Source organism: Mesorhizobium sp. M1E.F.Ca.ET.041.01.1.1, from assembly GCF_003997355.1.
Taxonomy (GTDB): Bacteria; Pseudomonadota; Alphaproteobacteria; order Rhizobiales; family Rhizobiaceae; genus Mesorhizobium.
Genome location: NZ_RZSL01000120.1, coordinates 1 through 13,405, shown reverse-complemented (window position 1 = coordinate 13,405; position 13,405 = coordinate 1). Strand labels below are relative to the sequence as shown.

The window sequence follows — 13,405 nt, the reverse complement described above, 5'->3', positions numbered from 1 at the left end:
AATCCGAACTGCTTGTTGAAGTACTTCTGCCGGAAACTGATGAAGACGCGCTGGAAGATGAACGCGTGCTTTCACCCGAATAGCCGGCGACTGAACTGCGATCCGCCGCCCGACCATCGGCCATGGAACCGACGCCACCGACCTCCATCGTGCCGCATCCTCCGCGTGCGTCCCATGCCCCGCGCAACCATCTTTGCCGGGGTCGCAGCGTCAGTCAAGTGTCGGCAGTTAATTCGGGTCTTCCTCGCCGACACCCGATCACGCCGCATCTACCAAGTCGTCGAATGCGCCTATGTCGACAGTATCAGCGTGTTCTGATCGCTCAGGCGAACGCGCCGCGCAAAGCGCCGGCATTCGCGGTCCAGCGTCTGGCCGAGCCATGCGGCTTCAACTTCGCTGGCGCGAACGAGCCGGAATTTCTGCATGCGGAAGGGCACCATTTCCATCCTGAGACGACTGTGGCTTACGTCGTCCAAATCGATGAAATAGGCCAAAGAGAGTTCAGGACGATACGCTTCGTGTCCGCCGATGCCTTCGTAGTCGTTGATGAAGTCGCCGCATCCGTAGAGGATCGGCTTGCCCGCATGGATTTCGATCGCCAGGGGGTGGTGCGAAGAGTGCCCATGGACGACGTCGACGCGGGCGCTGTCGATCAGGCCGTGGGCAAAGCGTATATGCGCGGCGGGCACATCATAGCCCCAATTGGGTCCCCAGTGGACGGAGACGAGGACTACGTCGCCGGGCCGGCGCCAGCGATCGATGCTGTGGATGACGGCTGCGAGGGCATTTTCGCCCAGGCTGGCAAGGACATTCACGCCGGGTCGCCTCTCCCCGGCAGCCCAGTGATCCGGGACTCCGCTGGATGGGCAGGCAAAGGCGAACACGAGAAGCCGCTTGCCCGGGGCGGCTTCGAGCATGGCGGGAGTGGCAGCCGCATCGGCATCGAGCCCCGCGCCGGCCGTCGCGAATCCCGCTTGTCGTATCGCGCACAGCGTATTCTTCAGGCCGGCTGATCCCCAGTCGGCGACATGATTGTTGGCAAGAACGCAGCAGTCGATGTCCGCGGCAGCTATGCAGCCCAAATTCGCCGGATGCATCCGGTAGTTGATGCCCTTCGGCTCAGGCTGACCATCGGCCGTGACACTGGTTTCCAGGTTGACGATTCTCAGGTCTGGTTCGTGGCGATCGATCTCGTCCAATGCGTCGCCCCAGATATAGTCGAAAGGCACCGCTCGTGGGATTTCGCCTGAACGGCTTTCCGCCAGTTTCACGTAACCAAGAGCGGAGTGGACATGCGGCTCGAACAGCGTCGGTTCGCAAGGGTGCGGCAGGATCTGGTCGATGCCACGTCCGGTCATCACATCGCCGCACAGAAACAGTCTCATTTCGCGCGGTCCCTTCTCAACACATTGGGTCTAGGGCGGAAGACATCGAACCCTTCCGAAGGTGCAAAGCACTATGTCTGTCCCTTCGAGCCAGAGGCTCGAGGAACTACACTAAGGTGATCGATCACCTGTTTGGCGCCCGGTGCGTTCTCCGCGGCCACGCAGATAGCGTCGCGGACAATTTCGCTCGCCACGCTGCCGCTCAATTCGGCATACTCGCCAACGGGTGGCGGCGCAGCGAGCACCACGACGAGAACGGCAAGGTGGGCGCTAACCTCTTCGCAAAGGCGGGCGGCGATTTGCAGATCGCCATCGCCCATGTCCGGTCCGGTGATCGTCAGTACCGTCTTGAATGACATGGCAGCCACTCCCGCTGGTTAAGGTTCGGGAACAGTAACGAGACCGCACACGCCGGCATTGCGTTGCGTCAAAGCAGGGCCCGTAGGATGGATTAGAGTTTCTCGTCGGGCAGCGATGGGAGCGTGGTATGAGACTGTTGACGATGGCGGCATGCGTCGGATTGACCATGAGCGCGGCCACCGCCCAGGAAATGTCCTACGGCGAGGCGGAATACCTGAACTCATGCGCGGTGTGCCACGGCGTCGGCGGCAGGGGCGACGGACCGCTGGGCGACTTTTTGCTCAAGCATCCGCCCGATCTGACGCATCTGTCCGAGCGCAACGGTGGCAGGTTCCCCTATTCGAGGGTCTTCGCCACCATTGACGGTCGCTACGCCATACCGAGCCATGGCGATCGCGAGATGCCGGTCTGGGGTCGGCAGTTTCTTGAAGAGGACGCCAAGACGTACGGTCCAAGCGGTGGCGAGGTGGTGACCACCGAACGCATCCACAATCTGACGGGTTACATCGAGACCCTGCAGCACTAGATTCGGGCAGCAATGACTGCGCGATGGATTTGGGCCGCGATGACTGACATCAGCCTCAGGTTGGACGAACGCCTTGGCCGAATCCATGCAATGCAGCGCCTGGGCATAGAAGACGACCACGAGGCGCAAGTCTTCGGCCAAGGTCTGAACTTCTTTCACCTGGAAAACTGGTATTCGGTCCATGCTGTAATCCGCAACGTGCTTCGGGTCTGCGGCCTCTACGGGCGCGGGCGCCGCAATGCCGGCAACGTCCAGGTCCGAACCAACCACATCGCGTCGGCGAAACTGCCAGGCCAATTTGAAGGTTTCCGGATATTGCAGCTCAGCGATCTCCACGCCGATATGAGCCGCCCGGCAATGGATCGGGTTATCGAACTGGTCGCTGACCTGGATTACGACATCTGCGTCCTCACGGGAGACTTCCGCGCCAAGACGTTTGGCCCTTTCGAGGCGGCTTTGGATGGCGTCGCGCGTGTGCGAGCGTCTCTGAGGGGGCCTCTATACGGCGTGCTTGGCAACCATGACACTGTGCGAATGGTCCCAGCGCTGGAGGACATGGGCGTTCGCATGCTGATGAACGAGCTCGAGGTGGTCGAGCGCAATGGCGAGCGCATCTACCTGGCCGGAATAGACGATGCGCATTTCTTCAGGGTCGACAATATCGAAAAGGCAGCAGCCGGAGTGCCGCGCGAGGCATTCTCGATCCTGCTTTCCCACACTCCCGAGATATATCGTCAGGCGGTGCACGCCGGGTTCGACGTGCTGCTCGCGGGTCACACGCACGGCGGCCAGATCTGTCTGCCTGGAGGGATCCCAATTACCCTGGATTCAAAGCTTCCTCGAAGGATGGGCGCCGGTGCCTGGATGTATCGCGGCATGTTCGGCTACACCTCTGTCGGTGCGGGCTCGAGTGTTGTCGCAGTCCGTCTGAACTGTCTTCCAGAGATCACGCTCCATCAACTTGCCCGCACGGAACTAGTAGGGCCTGTCTCTGATGCGAAGCATGTAGAGAAGCCGAGAGACCAGTAGCTCGCCGATCCAGAAGGCCCCGACCCCAATCAGAATATCCCAAGCCGATAGGCCAACAATGCCTCTGACAAGGATAAGGGGCAGAAGGGATTCGGGCACCTGATCGAGCCCCGGCGCTTCAGCGCTTGAAGCCAATCGCAGCCGACGCTTGAGAAAGCTCGACAGCATGTCGCCTGCCATGGCACCAAAACCGACAAGCGCTCCAGTTGGTGCGTTGAGCCCCACAAGAGCCCCGCCGACAGCAGCGACCAGGACTGCCAGAACGAGCCCTCGAAGCGTCTTCGACTTGCCGAGGAGCGGTTGCCCATCCCAGAAATGCCAGCCGCCGTCGATCGGCCAAGCGAGCCGGTCGCCAAGCACCTTCTTGGCGATCACGGGCACGCCGTTCGCAAGAGTTAACAAGACGAGGCACTGAGCAATCGGCCAGAAATGAAGCTGCACCATGGGCTTCTCGCATTGACAGGGAGTCGGCGTAGCGAGGAGCGAGCCAGGCCGCCCAATCTACTATAGTGTTCAACAACCCTCGTATCGATGTTCATTCCTGCCCTTCATCTTTAGGTTCGCCAGACAATACGAGATCAATGGGTTAGTGCATATTTACATCTTCGGTTGGCCGGATACGGGTGGCGATCCTCCACGCATCGATTTGATTTTGTTGACTTACGGTGAGCTGTTGCGGCCCCATCAGAGGGAAGTAGCCGGTGAGCAACTGCCTCCGCTGTGTCGCCTATTCCGCAGGGTGGACAACATCGTGATCGTCACCGGCCGTGTCGGCGTCTTGCGTTGCGCCACTCCTCGTATTCCCCGCGGGCATCGTCATGCAGCGGATAATAGCGTTGCAACGGCGCGCCCTGCATGAGCTTCTCTCGCGAGAACTCCTCCCAATCGTGATGCTTCTTTGCTTCTTCGATCACCTGCGGGGCCATTGATACTGGAACCACCACCACCCCATCGTCGTCGGCCACGATGATATCGCCGGGGATCACCGTGACGCCGCCGCAGGCAATCGGAACGTTGACGGCGTTCGGATAGATACTGGTCTGAACATGGTAGTTGGGCGTCCAGCCGCGCAGCCATAGGGGCAGATCGAGCTTCTCGACATTGGGCCGGTCGCGCATGCATCCATCAATGACGATGCCCGCGCCGCCTCTGCCCTTGAAATAGGTCGACATCATATCGCCGAACACGCCAGAGCTCATGTCGCCGCGCGCGTCGACGACAACCACGTCGCCCTCCTGCGCGTGATAGAGCACGTGCCGGTGCAGTTGCGTCTCCGGATCGGCATATTCTCCCTCGGTGAAGAGGTCAGGCCGCTGCGGCAGGAACTGCAGCGTCAGCGCCGGCCCGACGATCGACTTGCCGTGGTTCTGCGCCACCGGACCGACCATGTGCGGGTTGCGGAAGCCCATGTGGCCAAGCGTGCCGGCAACAGTCGCGGCGCCGATCTCCCTTAGGCCGTCGATCAGGTCTTTGGGCGGCCGCGTGATGTCGGGAGTATGCGTCATTATCGCCTCCGGTTGAAATTGAACTACCAGTTCGTGACGGAACCATCGCGGCGCCTGAGGTGAGGCGCTTCCCAGAAACGGAAGCTCTGGGCCTGGATGGCCGCTTCGTTGACCTCGACGCCGAGCCCCGGCAAATCGCTGACCGGATAATCGGTGCCGTCGAGCCGTGGCTGCACGGGGAAGAATTCGGAATTGTCGAAGCCCAGCTTGCTTTCCGGCGCCCTGGTCTCGAGCCAGGCGAAGTTGGGCACCGCGGCGGCGAGATGCATGGTCGCGGCCGTGCACACCGGACCGAGGGGATTGTGCGGCATCAGGTCCACATAATGCGCCTCGCTCCAGCCGGCGACCTTCATCGCCTCGGTGAGCCCGCCGACATTGCAGACATCGAGCCGGTTGAACTGGTGGATGCCGCGTTCGATGTAGGGCAGGAACTGCCACTTGCTGGCAAATTCCTCGCCGATGGCAAAGGGGATGTCGGTCATCCTACGCAAGGATTCGTAGGCCTCCGGCGTTTCGTCCCGTATCGGCTCCTCGAGGAAATCAAGCACGCCGCGGCCAAGCTTGCTGCAGAAGCTCGCCGCTTCGGCCACCGACAGCCGATGATGATAGTCGATGCCAAGCACGATGTCGTCGCCGAGCGCCTCGCGTGCCTTGTTCAGCATGCTCGCGGTGGCGCCTATCGACTCGCGCGGCTCGAAGACGTCCCTGCTGCTTTGGCCGAGAGGGAAGAAGCGGATCGCCTGCCATCCTTGTGCTCGGAGTTCGCGGGCTCGTTCGATGGCAACATCACCCTCGGCCTCGTCTCCGGTCGAGGCGAAGGTGGGGATGCGGTCGCGCTGCTTGCCGCCGAGCAGCTCGTAGACCGGCACCCCCAGCGCCTTGCCCTTGATGTCATAAAGGGCGATGTCGATGGCGGAAATCGCCGCCTGCAGGACGCGCCCGCCTTCGAAATACTGGCTGCGATAAAGCTCCTGCCAGATCCGGCCGATCTGCATCGGGTCGCGGCCGATGAGAAACTCGCGATAGTGCTCGAGCGCGCCGGCGACGGCTCTTTCGCGACCGCTCAAGCCGCTCTCGCCCCAGCCGAAGATGCCCTGGTCGGTCTCGACCTTGACGAGCATCTGGTTACGCGTTCCCACCCACACCGGATAGGGCTTGATCGCTGCGATCTTGAGCTTCGTCGTCATTCAGGTCACGTTCCGCACGCGTCAGTTGGCCCAGAGGGCCATTTCGGTTTCGCCGTCGAACAGGTGCATGCGCTCCTGGTCGAACTCGAGCCAGATCTGTTCGTCGGGTGTGACGGCGATGTTGGGTGACACGCTGATGTTGACGATGGCGCCGGAGAGGAACGCCTGCACGAAGGTGACGTCTCCAGTTGGCTCCACCGTATAGGCCTTGGTCGGGATGGCACCGGGGACTGAGCTCTTGTGCAACTTGATCGTCGAATGGCGTGCACCGAGCACAATCTTCTTGGTGCTCGCCCGCAGGACCTTGCGCGCGTTGGTTTGCGAGAGCGCAAGGCTCCAGCCCTCCGCGCTCGTCAGAACGGTATCGCCGTTTGCCGTCGATGCCTCCAGCGGAATAAGGCTCATTGCCGGGCTGCCCACGAAGCTCGCGACGAACATGTTGGCGGGATGGGCGAAAACCTGCGCCGGCGAGTCGTATTGCTGCAGATAGCCGCCGTTCATCACTGCCATCCTGTCTGCCATGGTCACGGCCTCAAGCTGGTCGTGCGTCACATAGATGATCGTCGCCTTCAGGTCCTGATGGAACCGCTTGATTTCGGACCGCATCTGCACTCGCAGTTTGGCGTCGAGGTTGGAGAGCGGCTCGTCCATCAGGAACACAGCCGGGTCGCGGACGAGGGCGCGGCCGAGCGCCACGCGCTGCTGCTGCCCGCCCGAAAGTTCGCGCGGCTTGCGCTCAAGCAGCTGCGTCATGTCGAGCACGCGCGCCGCTTCCCTGACCTTCTTGTCGATCTCGTCCTTGGGCAGCTTGCGCATCTGCAGCGGGAACGCGAGGTTCATATAGACCGACTTTTGCGGGTAGAGCGCGTAGTTCTGGAACACCATTGCGATGTCCCGGTCCTTGGGGTCGAGGTCGTTGACCACCCGGTCGCCGATGACGATGTCGCCCGATGTGATCGGGGTCAGGCCCGCGACGAGATTGAGCGTGGTCGTCTTGCCGCAGCCTGACGGGCCGACGAGCGCAACGAACTCGCCGTCATTGACCGTCAGCGAAACTTCGTTGACGGCTTTGAAGCTGCCGTAGGTCTTGACGAGATCTTTGAGGACCACGTGGGCCATCGGCAACTCCCTAATGCTTGACCGCGCCTTCTGTAAGGGCGCGTACGAAGTACCGTTGCAGGACGAGGAACAGCACCACGACGGGCACGCTCATCATGAAGCTGGCGGCCATCAGGCCCGGAAAGTCCGTCGTGTTTTCCGAAAAGAAGCGCTGGATGCCGACCGGCAGCGTCAACTGTTCGTTCTTGGAGAGGAAGGTGTAGGCGTAGATGTATTCGTTCCACGCGCCGATGAAGGAATAGATCGCCGTTGCGATGATGCCCGGCGCCGAAAGCGGCATCACGATCAGGATGAAGGCCTGCAGCCGCGTCGCCCCGTCGATGCGCGCCGCCTGCTCGAGTTGCACCGGGATGTTATCGTAGAAGCCCTTGAGCAGCCAGATCGCCAGCGGCAGACCGAAGGTCAGGTAGGTGAGAACAAGCGAGCCATGCGTGTTCACCAGCCCGATTGCGCGCATCAGGATGAAGAGCGGCACGAGAAAGATCACCGCCGGGAACATGTTGCGCAGCAGCACGGCGAAGAACAGGAAATTCCGACCCGGGAAGGTGAAGCGCGAAAACGCGTAGGCCGCAGGGACAGCCACGATCACCGAAAGGATGGTCGTGGCGGTCGAGACGAAAAGGCTGTTCCAGAAGAAGCGCAGAAAGTCCTGGCCGACGCTGTTCTGCGGATCGAGCAGCTTCTGGTAGCTGGCAAGGGTGGGCTGGTCAGGCCACCATTGCGGCGGAAGTTGCATTGCCGCGAAGCCGGACTTGATCGACGTGAGCAGCATCCAGATCATCGGCAACGCCGTGTAAAGCAGCATGAACACTAGGAAGACGCGCCCGCCCCACCGCCATCCGTCGATGCGCATGCGGCGGCGGCTGGTCTGGCCTCGAGCGGCTGTCTCGGCAATCGTGCTCATGCGCTCCCGTCCTTCCGCTCGTTGCCGCTCAGCGCACGGACGTAGAAGTAGCCGAGCGTCATCAGGATGAGGAACAGAAGCACCGAATAGGCCGATGCCACCCCCCAGCGCTGGCGGCCGAAGGCGAGCTCATAGATGTGGGTGATCCAGATATGCGACGCGTTCGACGGGCCGCCGCCGGTCATGATCCAGGGGATGATGAAGGAATTGAAATTGGCCACGGCGAGCAGCAGGATCGTCACCGTCGAGACGTTCCTCAAATGCGGAAAGGTGACGTGCCAGAAGCGCTGCCATGCATTGGCGCCGTCGACTTTTGCGGCGCGCAGCAACTGGTCGGGGACTGTCTGCAGGCCGGCCATCATCATGATCATGGCGAACGGAAACTCGCGCCAGATATTGACGACGATCAGGGAGGGCAGCACCGTGCCGACGCTGTCGATGAAATTGGGCGGCCGGTCGGTCAATCCTAGCTCGACCAGGATCGCGCCGATGATCCCAAAATCCGAATGGTAGATCCACTTCCAGATATAGGAGGCGGCGACCGCGCTGATGACCCAGGGGATGATCAGGATTGCGCGCAGGACGCCACGGCCGACAAAGTCGCGGTGGAGCGCCAGCGCGGCGGCAAACCCCAGGACAAAGGAGAAGAAGGTGGATGCCAGTGTCCAGACAAGGGTGTTCCAGGTGACCCTCCAGAACACCTCGCTTGTGAGGATGGCCGTGTAGTTGTCGAAGCCGACGAAGATCTTGTCCCGGAGCTGCAGGCCGGGCGGCGTGTTAAAGAAAGACAGCTCGATCGTATAATAGATCGGATAGGCGATGACGATCAGCATCACGGCGATCGCAGGAACGACGTACGCGTAGTCCGCGCGATGCCCCCAAATCTTTCGCAGCATGCCCGACCAACCAGGTTGCAATCTTCGGCGAACCTCGGTCTTGCCGCTCACGATCGTCACTTTGGCGTGCCCTTGTTCTTCGGAACGAACCGGCCGCGTTATTGGCGCAGCCGGTGAGATCGCAGGTCAGGCTTCGGCTAGAGTCCGCCGCCCATCAGGTCTTTTACCTTCTTGGCCGCATCATCCGCTGCCTGGTCGACGGTCATCGCTCCGGTCAGGGCATTCTGCAGCATGTCCGGGACGATGATGTTCATGATCTCGGGCGACTGCGGCAGGGCCGGGAACGGGATGCCGTATGGCAACATCGAGGTGGTGACATCGAGGAACTTGATGTTGTCCAAACGCTCCTTCATCCATTTGGTCTTGAAGCCGTTGAGGTTACCGGGGTTCGAGCCGGCGTAGGCCATCTTCAGCGACCATTCGGGGCTCGTCCACATGCAGATGATTGCCTTTGCCGCCGGCTCGTCCACCTTGCCGCCCTCGACATATTCGGGCTTCAGGATGTGAATGTTCGAGCCGCCGAACACGACGGCGCGCTTACCGTCGGGACCGGTCGGAATGAGGCCGTAGCGCATGTTGTCGATAACCGTCTGCGCCTTGTCCTTGTCGGTGCCCGTCGCCTTCTTCTGCAGGTCGAGCATGACGTTGTAGTCGGACGGGTGGGAGATCATCATGCCGAGCTGGCCGGCCAGGAACAGGGGCTGGTTGTCGGCCTGCTGGTTCGTGAGTGCCGAAACCGGAACCGACTTGTCCCGAACATACATGTCGTACGAGGCCTGCAGCGCCGCCTTACTCTGCGGGCTGTTGAGCTCGATCTCCTTGTAGGTCGGGTCCGCCTTCGCCTCGTCGAAGACGCCGCCGCCATAGGCCCACAGCTGCGGCATGAATCGATAGGGCGTGTTGCCGGCGTTCTTGCGGGCTACGAGGCCATAACCGGCAATGCCAAGCTTGTCATGGATCTGCTTGGAATACTTGACGACATCATCCCAGGTTGCCGGGGGCTTGTTGGGATCGAGGCCGGCGCGCTTGAAGATGTCGGCGTTCCAGATGAACGCCATCGTTTCGTTGTTGGTCGGAATGCCGTAGGTCACGCCGTCCCAGGTCACCGCCTTCATGGCGCCGGGCCAGAAATCCTCGGTCGAATACCCGACGTCCTCAGGCTTGAGCGGCTGCAAATAGCCCTTCGAGGCGAATTCGGTACCGCCCAGGATTTGCAGGCGGACCGCCATCGGCGCGGCATTGCCGAGCAGCGCCGTGCGGAACTTGTCGAGCAGGTCGTTGTAGGTGAGGGCTTGGTCCTCGAGCTGGATGTTCGGATAGGTTTTGCGGAAGTTTGCGAAGAAATCCTTGTAGTACTGGCGCAGAAGATCGGGGTCGCCCTCGAACACGCCTTGGTACCAGAAAGTCAGTCGCCCCTTGTAGTCGAGCGGGGTGACCTTGGCGCAATCGCCCGCCGTATCAAAATCCTGCGTGCCCGCGATCGAGCGCACATATTCCGGCGACCACTTGCTCAAGTCGACCGGCGGCGCGCCCAGCGCCGGCGCCGACATCAACGATGCCATTAAAGCCGTCGAGACAGTGCCGCGCAGGACGGCACCGCCGAGTGTAATCCTCGTCATAGGTATCCTCCAGGTTCTCTCCCACGCCGCTTCGCTTCGGGGCAAGCGGTCCTAGCTCGTTCGACCAGGGGATATCGCTCTGTGTATCCCTTCGGTCTCTTTGTACGTTTTCAGATCGTGAATTGTCTGTCAACGCGCTAGATCGTACATTGTTTATCGAAACTTTGCGTGATAATCGGAAAGAGTGTGTATTATCCTAGGGGAGCGGGCCTTGGCCGAACCAAGTGATTTTAAAGCCAAGCCACCTGCGGGGATCGACCCCATAGGGGCCTCCAGCGAGGGCGCCTCGCTTTATGAGCTGATCAGGGAAGACATCATCGAGGGACGGCTGGCCGCGAATGAACGGCTTGTGGTCACCGATCTCGCCCGGCGTCACGGCACTTCGACCAATCCCGTGCGCGAGGCCCTGCAGCTGTTACGCGGCGAGGGCTTTGTCATCTTTACTCCCAACCGCGGGGCGCGCGTCCGGCCTATAGATCAGGAGTTTGTGCGCGATATCTACGAGATCGGCGTTCTGATTGAGCCGGCCCTGACGCGATGGTTTGTGAACATGGCCACCGTCGAGGACATCGCCGAACTCGAACGTATCCAGGGGCTGATCGAAGAGAACAACTTCGCCGACACATTCAGGCACAGTGAGCTCGATACCGCCTTCCACACCGTGATGTACCAGCGGCACTACAACCGCCACGCCGCCGAGCTTTGGTGGAAGCATCGGGAAGTGCTGCGCGCCGTGAGCCGGCGTTTCGATTTCACCCTCGCGCGACGTGCCGCGATCATTCGCGAGCACCGCGAGCTCATCGCGCTCGTGAAGGCGGGAGATGCAGACAAGGCGGCCGAACTCGTTGCCCGCCATGTCGAGGGCTCCGGCCGGCACATCCTCGAACACATGCGTGCGCGCAACGCCGCGCGGGCCGGATAGGATATCCGGTCCCGAACATCGTCAACCTGGCCAATCGATAGGGTAGTTCAGATGAAAATCACGAGCGTTCGGCCGTGGCTGATCAAGTCCGATGCCTCCTATTGGGGAGAGTACTTGTTCGTCGAAGTGACGACCGACGAGGGGGTTAGTGGCTGGGGAGAGATCACCACCACGACGAAGCGCGCCAACCGCGCGCTCTGCACGATCCTGCGGCAGATCGGTGCCGCCGTGGCAGGTGAGGATCCGGCGCGCATCGAGCATCTCTGGCACAAGATCTTCCGCAGCTTCACCTACATGGGCAGTCGCGGCGCCGCCGTCGAATGCGTGAGCGCCATCGACATAGCCCTCTGGGACATCCGCGGCAAAGTCCTCGGCAAGCCGATTTACGAATTGCTGGGCGGAGCGGTGCGCGATGAGATCGCGCTCTACACCCATCCCAACCAGGCCAAGTTCACCAGCAAGGAGGCCGTGGTCCGCGAAATTCGCGACATCGTCGAGTCCGGACACACTGCGCTCAAGTTCGATCCTTTCCCCCATCAGGGCCGCAGTGTCGATGGCGTGCCCCGCGAACGGCGAGACGGCTACCTCGATGGCAGCATGACACGCAAGGATGAGCGCGAGGCGGCCGAACTCACCGCTTTGATCCGCGAAACGGCTGGTCCCGATGTCGACATCCTGATCGATGCGCATGGCCGCTTCGATGTTCCCACCGCCATTCGCCTCTGCCGCAGCCTCGAGGAAGCCGGCCAGATCGATTGGTTCGAGGAGCCTTGCCCGCCCGAGAGCCTCAACGCCCTCAAGCAGGTGCGCGAGAAGGTCAGTGCCGCCATCTCGTGGGGCGAGCGGGGCCATACGAAGTGGGATTTCGTGCCGGTGCTGGAGAACAAGCTCGCCGACTACATCATGCCGGACGTCACCTGGACCGGCGGCATTACCGAGCTCAAGAAGATTTCCGCCCTATGCGAAGCCTACTACGTCCCCGTCTCGCCGCATGACGCCGCGGGACCAATTAACGTGGTGGCTGGAGCGCAGGTAATGATGACCGTTCCCAATTTCTACAAACTGGAAACGTCCGAGTGGAACCTCTCCAAATACGATCACCTCATCGACAGCCCGCTCGACGTCTCGAACGGCAGCCTCAAGCTGACGTCGAAGCCTGGTCTCGGCGTCGAGATGAACCGCGAATACCTGCAGGCCCACGAGATTGAGCTGGGCTAGCAGCGCTCTGCGCCGCCCCACGTGCGGGGCATGAACCAATCGACCAGAACGAGGATAAGTCATGCCAAAGACGGGTGGAGCCGACGAGGCCGTCAATCGGGTGAACACGAACTCCAAGCCGTCCGACCTTCGCATCACCGACATGCGGGTGGCCGAAATCGTCGGCGCGCCGTTCACCTCGGCGCTGCTCAAGATTTACACCAACCAGGGCATCGTCGGGCTTGGCGAAGTGCGCGACGGCGCAAGCGCCAATTACGCGCTGATGCTCAAAAGCCGGCTCCTCGGCGAAAATCCCTGCGATATCGACCGCCTGTTCCGCCGCATCAAGCAATTCGGCGGTCATGGGCGGCAGGGCGGCGGCGTGTCGGCGGTTGAGATTGCGCTCTGGGATCTCGCCGGCAAGGCCTATGGCGTCCCCATCTACCAGATGCTGGGCGGCAAGTTTCGCGATCACGTGCGCGTCTACTGCGATACCGACGCCGAGAAACCGAGTGGCACCGAGACCGGCAAGCGCCTCAAGGCGCGCATGGAGCGCGGCTTCACCTTCCTCAAGATGGACCTGGGTCTGATGCAGATCGCCCACATTCCGGGCGCCGTGACAGCGCCCGCCGGCGCGCTCGAAGGGTTTCGCGCCAATCCGCGCGGCCGCGGCGGCACGCTCGAGGAGCGCAAGGCCCGCAATCTCGCCTACGATGCGCAGAACGTGCGGCACCCGTTCACGGGGCTGCATTTCAC

The 13,405-nt window shown here is 61.5% G+C and carries 14 protein-coding genes and 1 pseudogene; 6 read left to right on the top strand and 9 right to left on the bottom strand.

Annotated elements, in window-relative coordinates:
* Window positions 1-318: hypothetical protein (locus tag EOA38_RS39740; protein WP_210212963.1), on the top strand; the 318-nt coding region annotated here is incomplete at its 5' end.
* Here EOA38_RS39740 and EOA38_RS12835 read toward each other — a convergent pair.
* Window positions 291-1,385, bottom strand: a complete 1,095-nt coding sequence (locus EOA38_RS12835) for a CapA family protein (RefSeq protein WP_126092658.1) — start codon at window positions 1,383-1,385, stop codon at window positions 291-293. The genes EOA38_RS39740 and EOA38_RS12835 overlap by 28 nt on opposite strands.
* A gap of 71 nt (window positions 1,386-1,456) precedes the next feature.
* Window positions 1,457-1,744 (bottom strand): BON domain-containing protein, encoded by a 288-nt coding sequence (locus tag EOA38_RS39130; RefSeq protein WP_189434634.1) that lies wholly within the window; start codon window positions 1,742-1,744, stop codon window positions 1,457-1,459.
* Window positions 1,745-1,872: 128 nt separating this feature from the next.
* On the opposite strand from EOA38_RS39130, the gene EOA38_RS12825 reads away from it, so the two are divergent.
* Window positions 1,873-2,271, top strand: a complete 399-nt coding sequence (locus tag EOA38_RS12825) for a c-type cytochrome (protein WP_126092659.1) — start codon at window positions 1,873-1,875, stop codon at window positions 2,269-2,271.
* A gap of 39 nt (window positions 2,272-2,310) precedes the next feature.
* Window positions 2,311-3,300, top strand: a complete 990-nt coding sequence (locus EOA38_RS12820; RefSeq protein ID WP_126092660.1) for a metallophosphoesterase — start codon at window positions 2,311-2,313, stop codon at window positions 3,298-3,300.
* Here the strand turns inward: EOA38_RS12820 and EOA38_RS12815 are convergent.
* The 7 genes from EOA38_RS12815 to EOA38_RS12785 form a co-directional block, all read right to left on the bottom strand.
* Window positions 3,247-3,744, bottom strand: a complete 498-nt coding sequence (locus tag EOA38_RS12815) for a CDP-archaeol synthase (RefSeq protein ID WP_127299369.1) — start codon at window positions 3,742-3,744, stop codon at window positions 3,247-3,249. The two genes, EOA38_RS12820 and EOA38_RS12815, sit on opposite strands and share 54 nt — an antisense overlap.
* Window positions 3,745-4,058: 314 nt before the next feature.
* Window positions 4,059-4,805: a ribonuclease activity regulator RraA gene (locus EOA38_RS12810; RefSeq protein ID WP_127299368.1), complete on the bottom strand. Its 747-nt coding sequence runs from the start codon at window positions 4,803-4,805 to the stop codon at window positions 4,059-4,061.
* A gap of 23 nt (window positions 4,806-4,828) precedes the next feature.
* On the bottom strand, window positions 4,829-5,992 hold the full coding sequence (locus tag EOA38_RS12805; RefSeq protein ID WP_127299367.1) for a mandelate racemase/muconate lactonizing enzyme family protein: 1,164 nt from the start codon (window positions 5,990-5,992) through the stop codon (window positions 4,829-4,831).
* 21 nt (window positions 5,993-6,013) lie between these two features.
* Complete coding sequence (locus EOA38_RS12800; RefSeq protein ID WP_127299366.1) at window positions 6,014-7,111, bottom strand: ABC transporter ATP-binding protein; 1,098 nt, start codon at window positions 7,109-7,111, stop codon at window positions 6,014-6,016.
* Window positions 7,112-7,121: 10 nt separating this feature from the next.
* The gene (locus EOA38_RS12795) at window positions 7,122-8,015 is read right to left on the bottom strand and encodes a carbohydrate ABC transporter permease (protein WP_127299365.1); all 894 of its coding nucleotides are present in this window, start codon (window positions 8,013-8,015) and stop codon (window positions 7,122-7,124) included.
* Complete coding sequence (locus EOA38_RS12790) at window positions 8,012-8,971, bottom strand: sugar ABC transporter permease (RefSeq protein ID WP_127299364.1); 960 nt, start codon at window positions 8,969-8,971, stop codon at window positions 8,012-8,014. Before EOA38_RS12790 ends, EOA38_RS12795 begins: the two co-directional genes overlap by 4 nt.
* A gap of 77 nt (window positions 8,972-9,048) precedes the next feature.
* Window positions 9,049-10,530 (bottom strand): sugar ABC transporter substrate-binding protein, encoded by a 1,482-nt coding sequence (locus EOA38_RS12785; RefSeq protein ID WP_127299363.1) that lies wholly within the window; start codon window positions 10,528-10,530, stop codon window positions 9,049-9,051.
* 211 nt (window positions 10,531-10,741) lie between these two features.
* Between EOA38_RS12785 and EOA38_RS12780 the strand changes: the two genes are divergently transcribed.
* From EOA38_RS12780 to EOA38_RS12770, 3 genes and pseudogenes are all read left to right on the top strand, one after another.
* Window positions 10,742-11,452 carry a GntR family transcriptional regulator gene (locus EOA38_RS12780; RefSeq protein WP_127299362.1) on the top strand — a complete coding sequence of 237 codons (711 nt, stop codon included), beginning with the start codon at window positions 10,742-10,744 and terminating at the stop codon, window positions 11,450-11,452.
* A gap of 51 nt (window positions 11,453-11,503) precedes the next feature.
* Window positions 11,504-12,670 (top strand): mandelate racemase/muconate lactonizing enzyme family protein, encoded by a 1,167-nt coding sequence (locus EOA38_RS12775; RefSeq protein WP_127299361.1) that lies wholly within the window; start codon window positions 11,504-11,506, stop codon window positions 12,668-12,670.
* Window positions 12,671-12,731: 61 nt separating this feature from the next.
* Window positions 12,732-13,405: pseudogene (locus EOA38_RS12770) on the top strand (mandelate racemase/muconate lactonizing enzyme family protein); the annotation flags it as partial.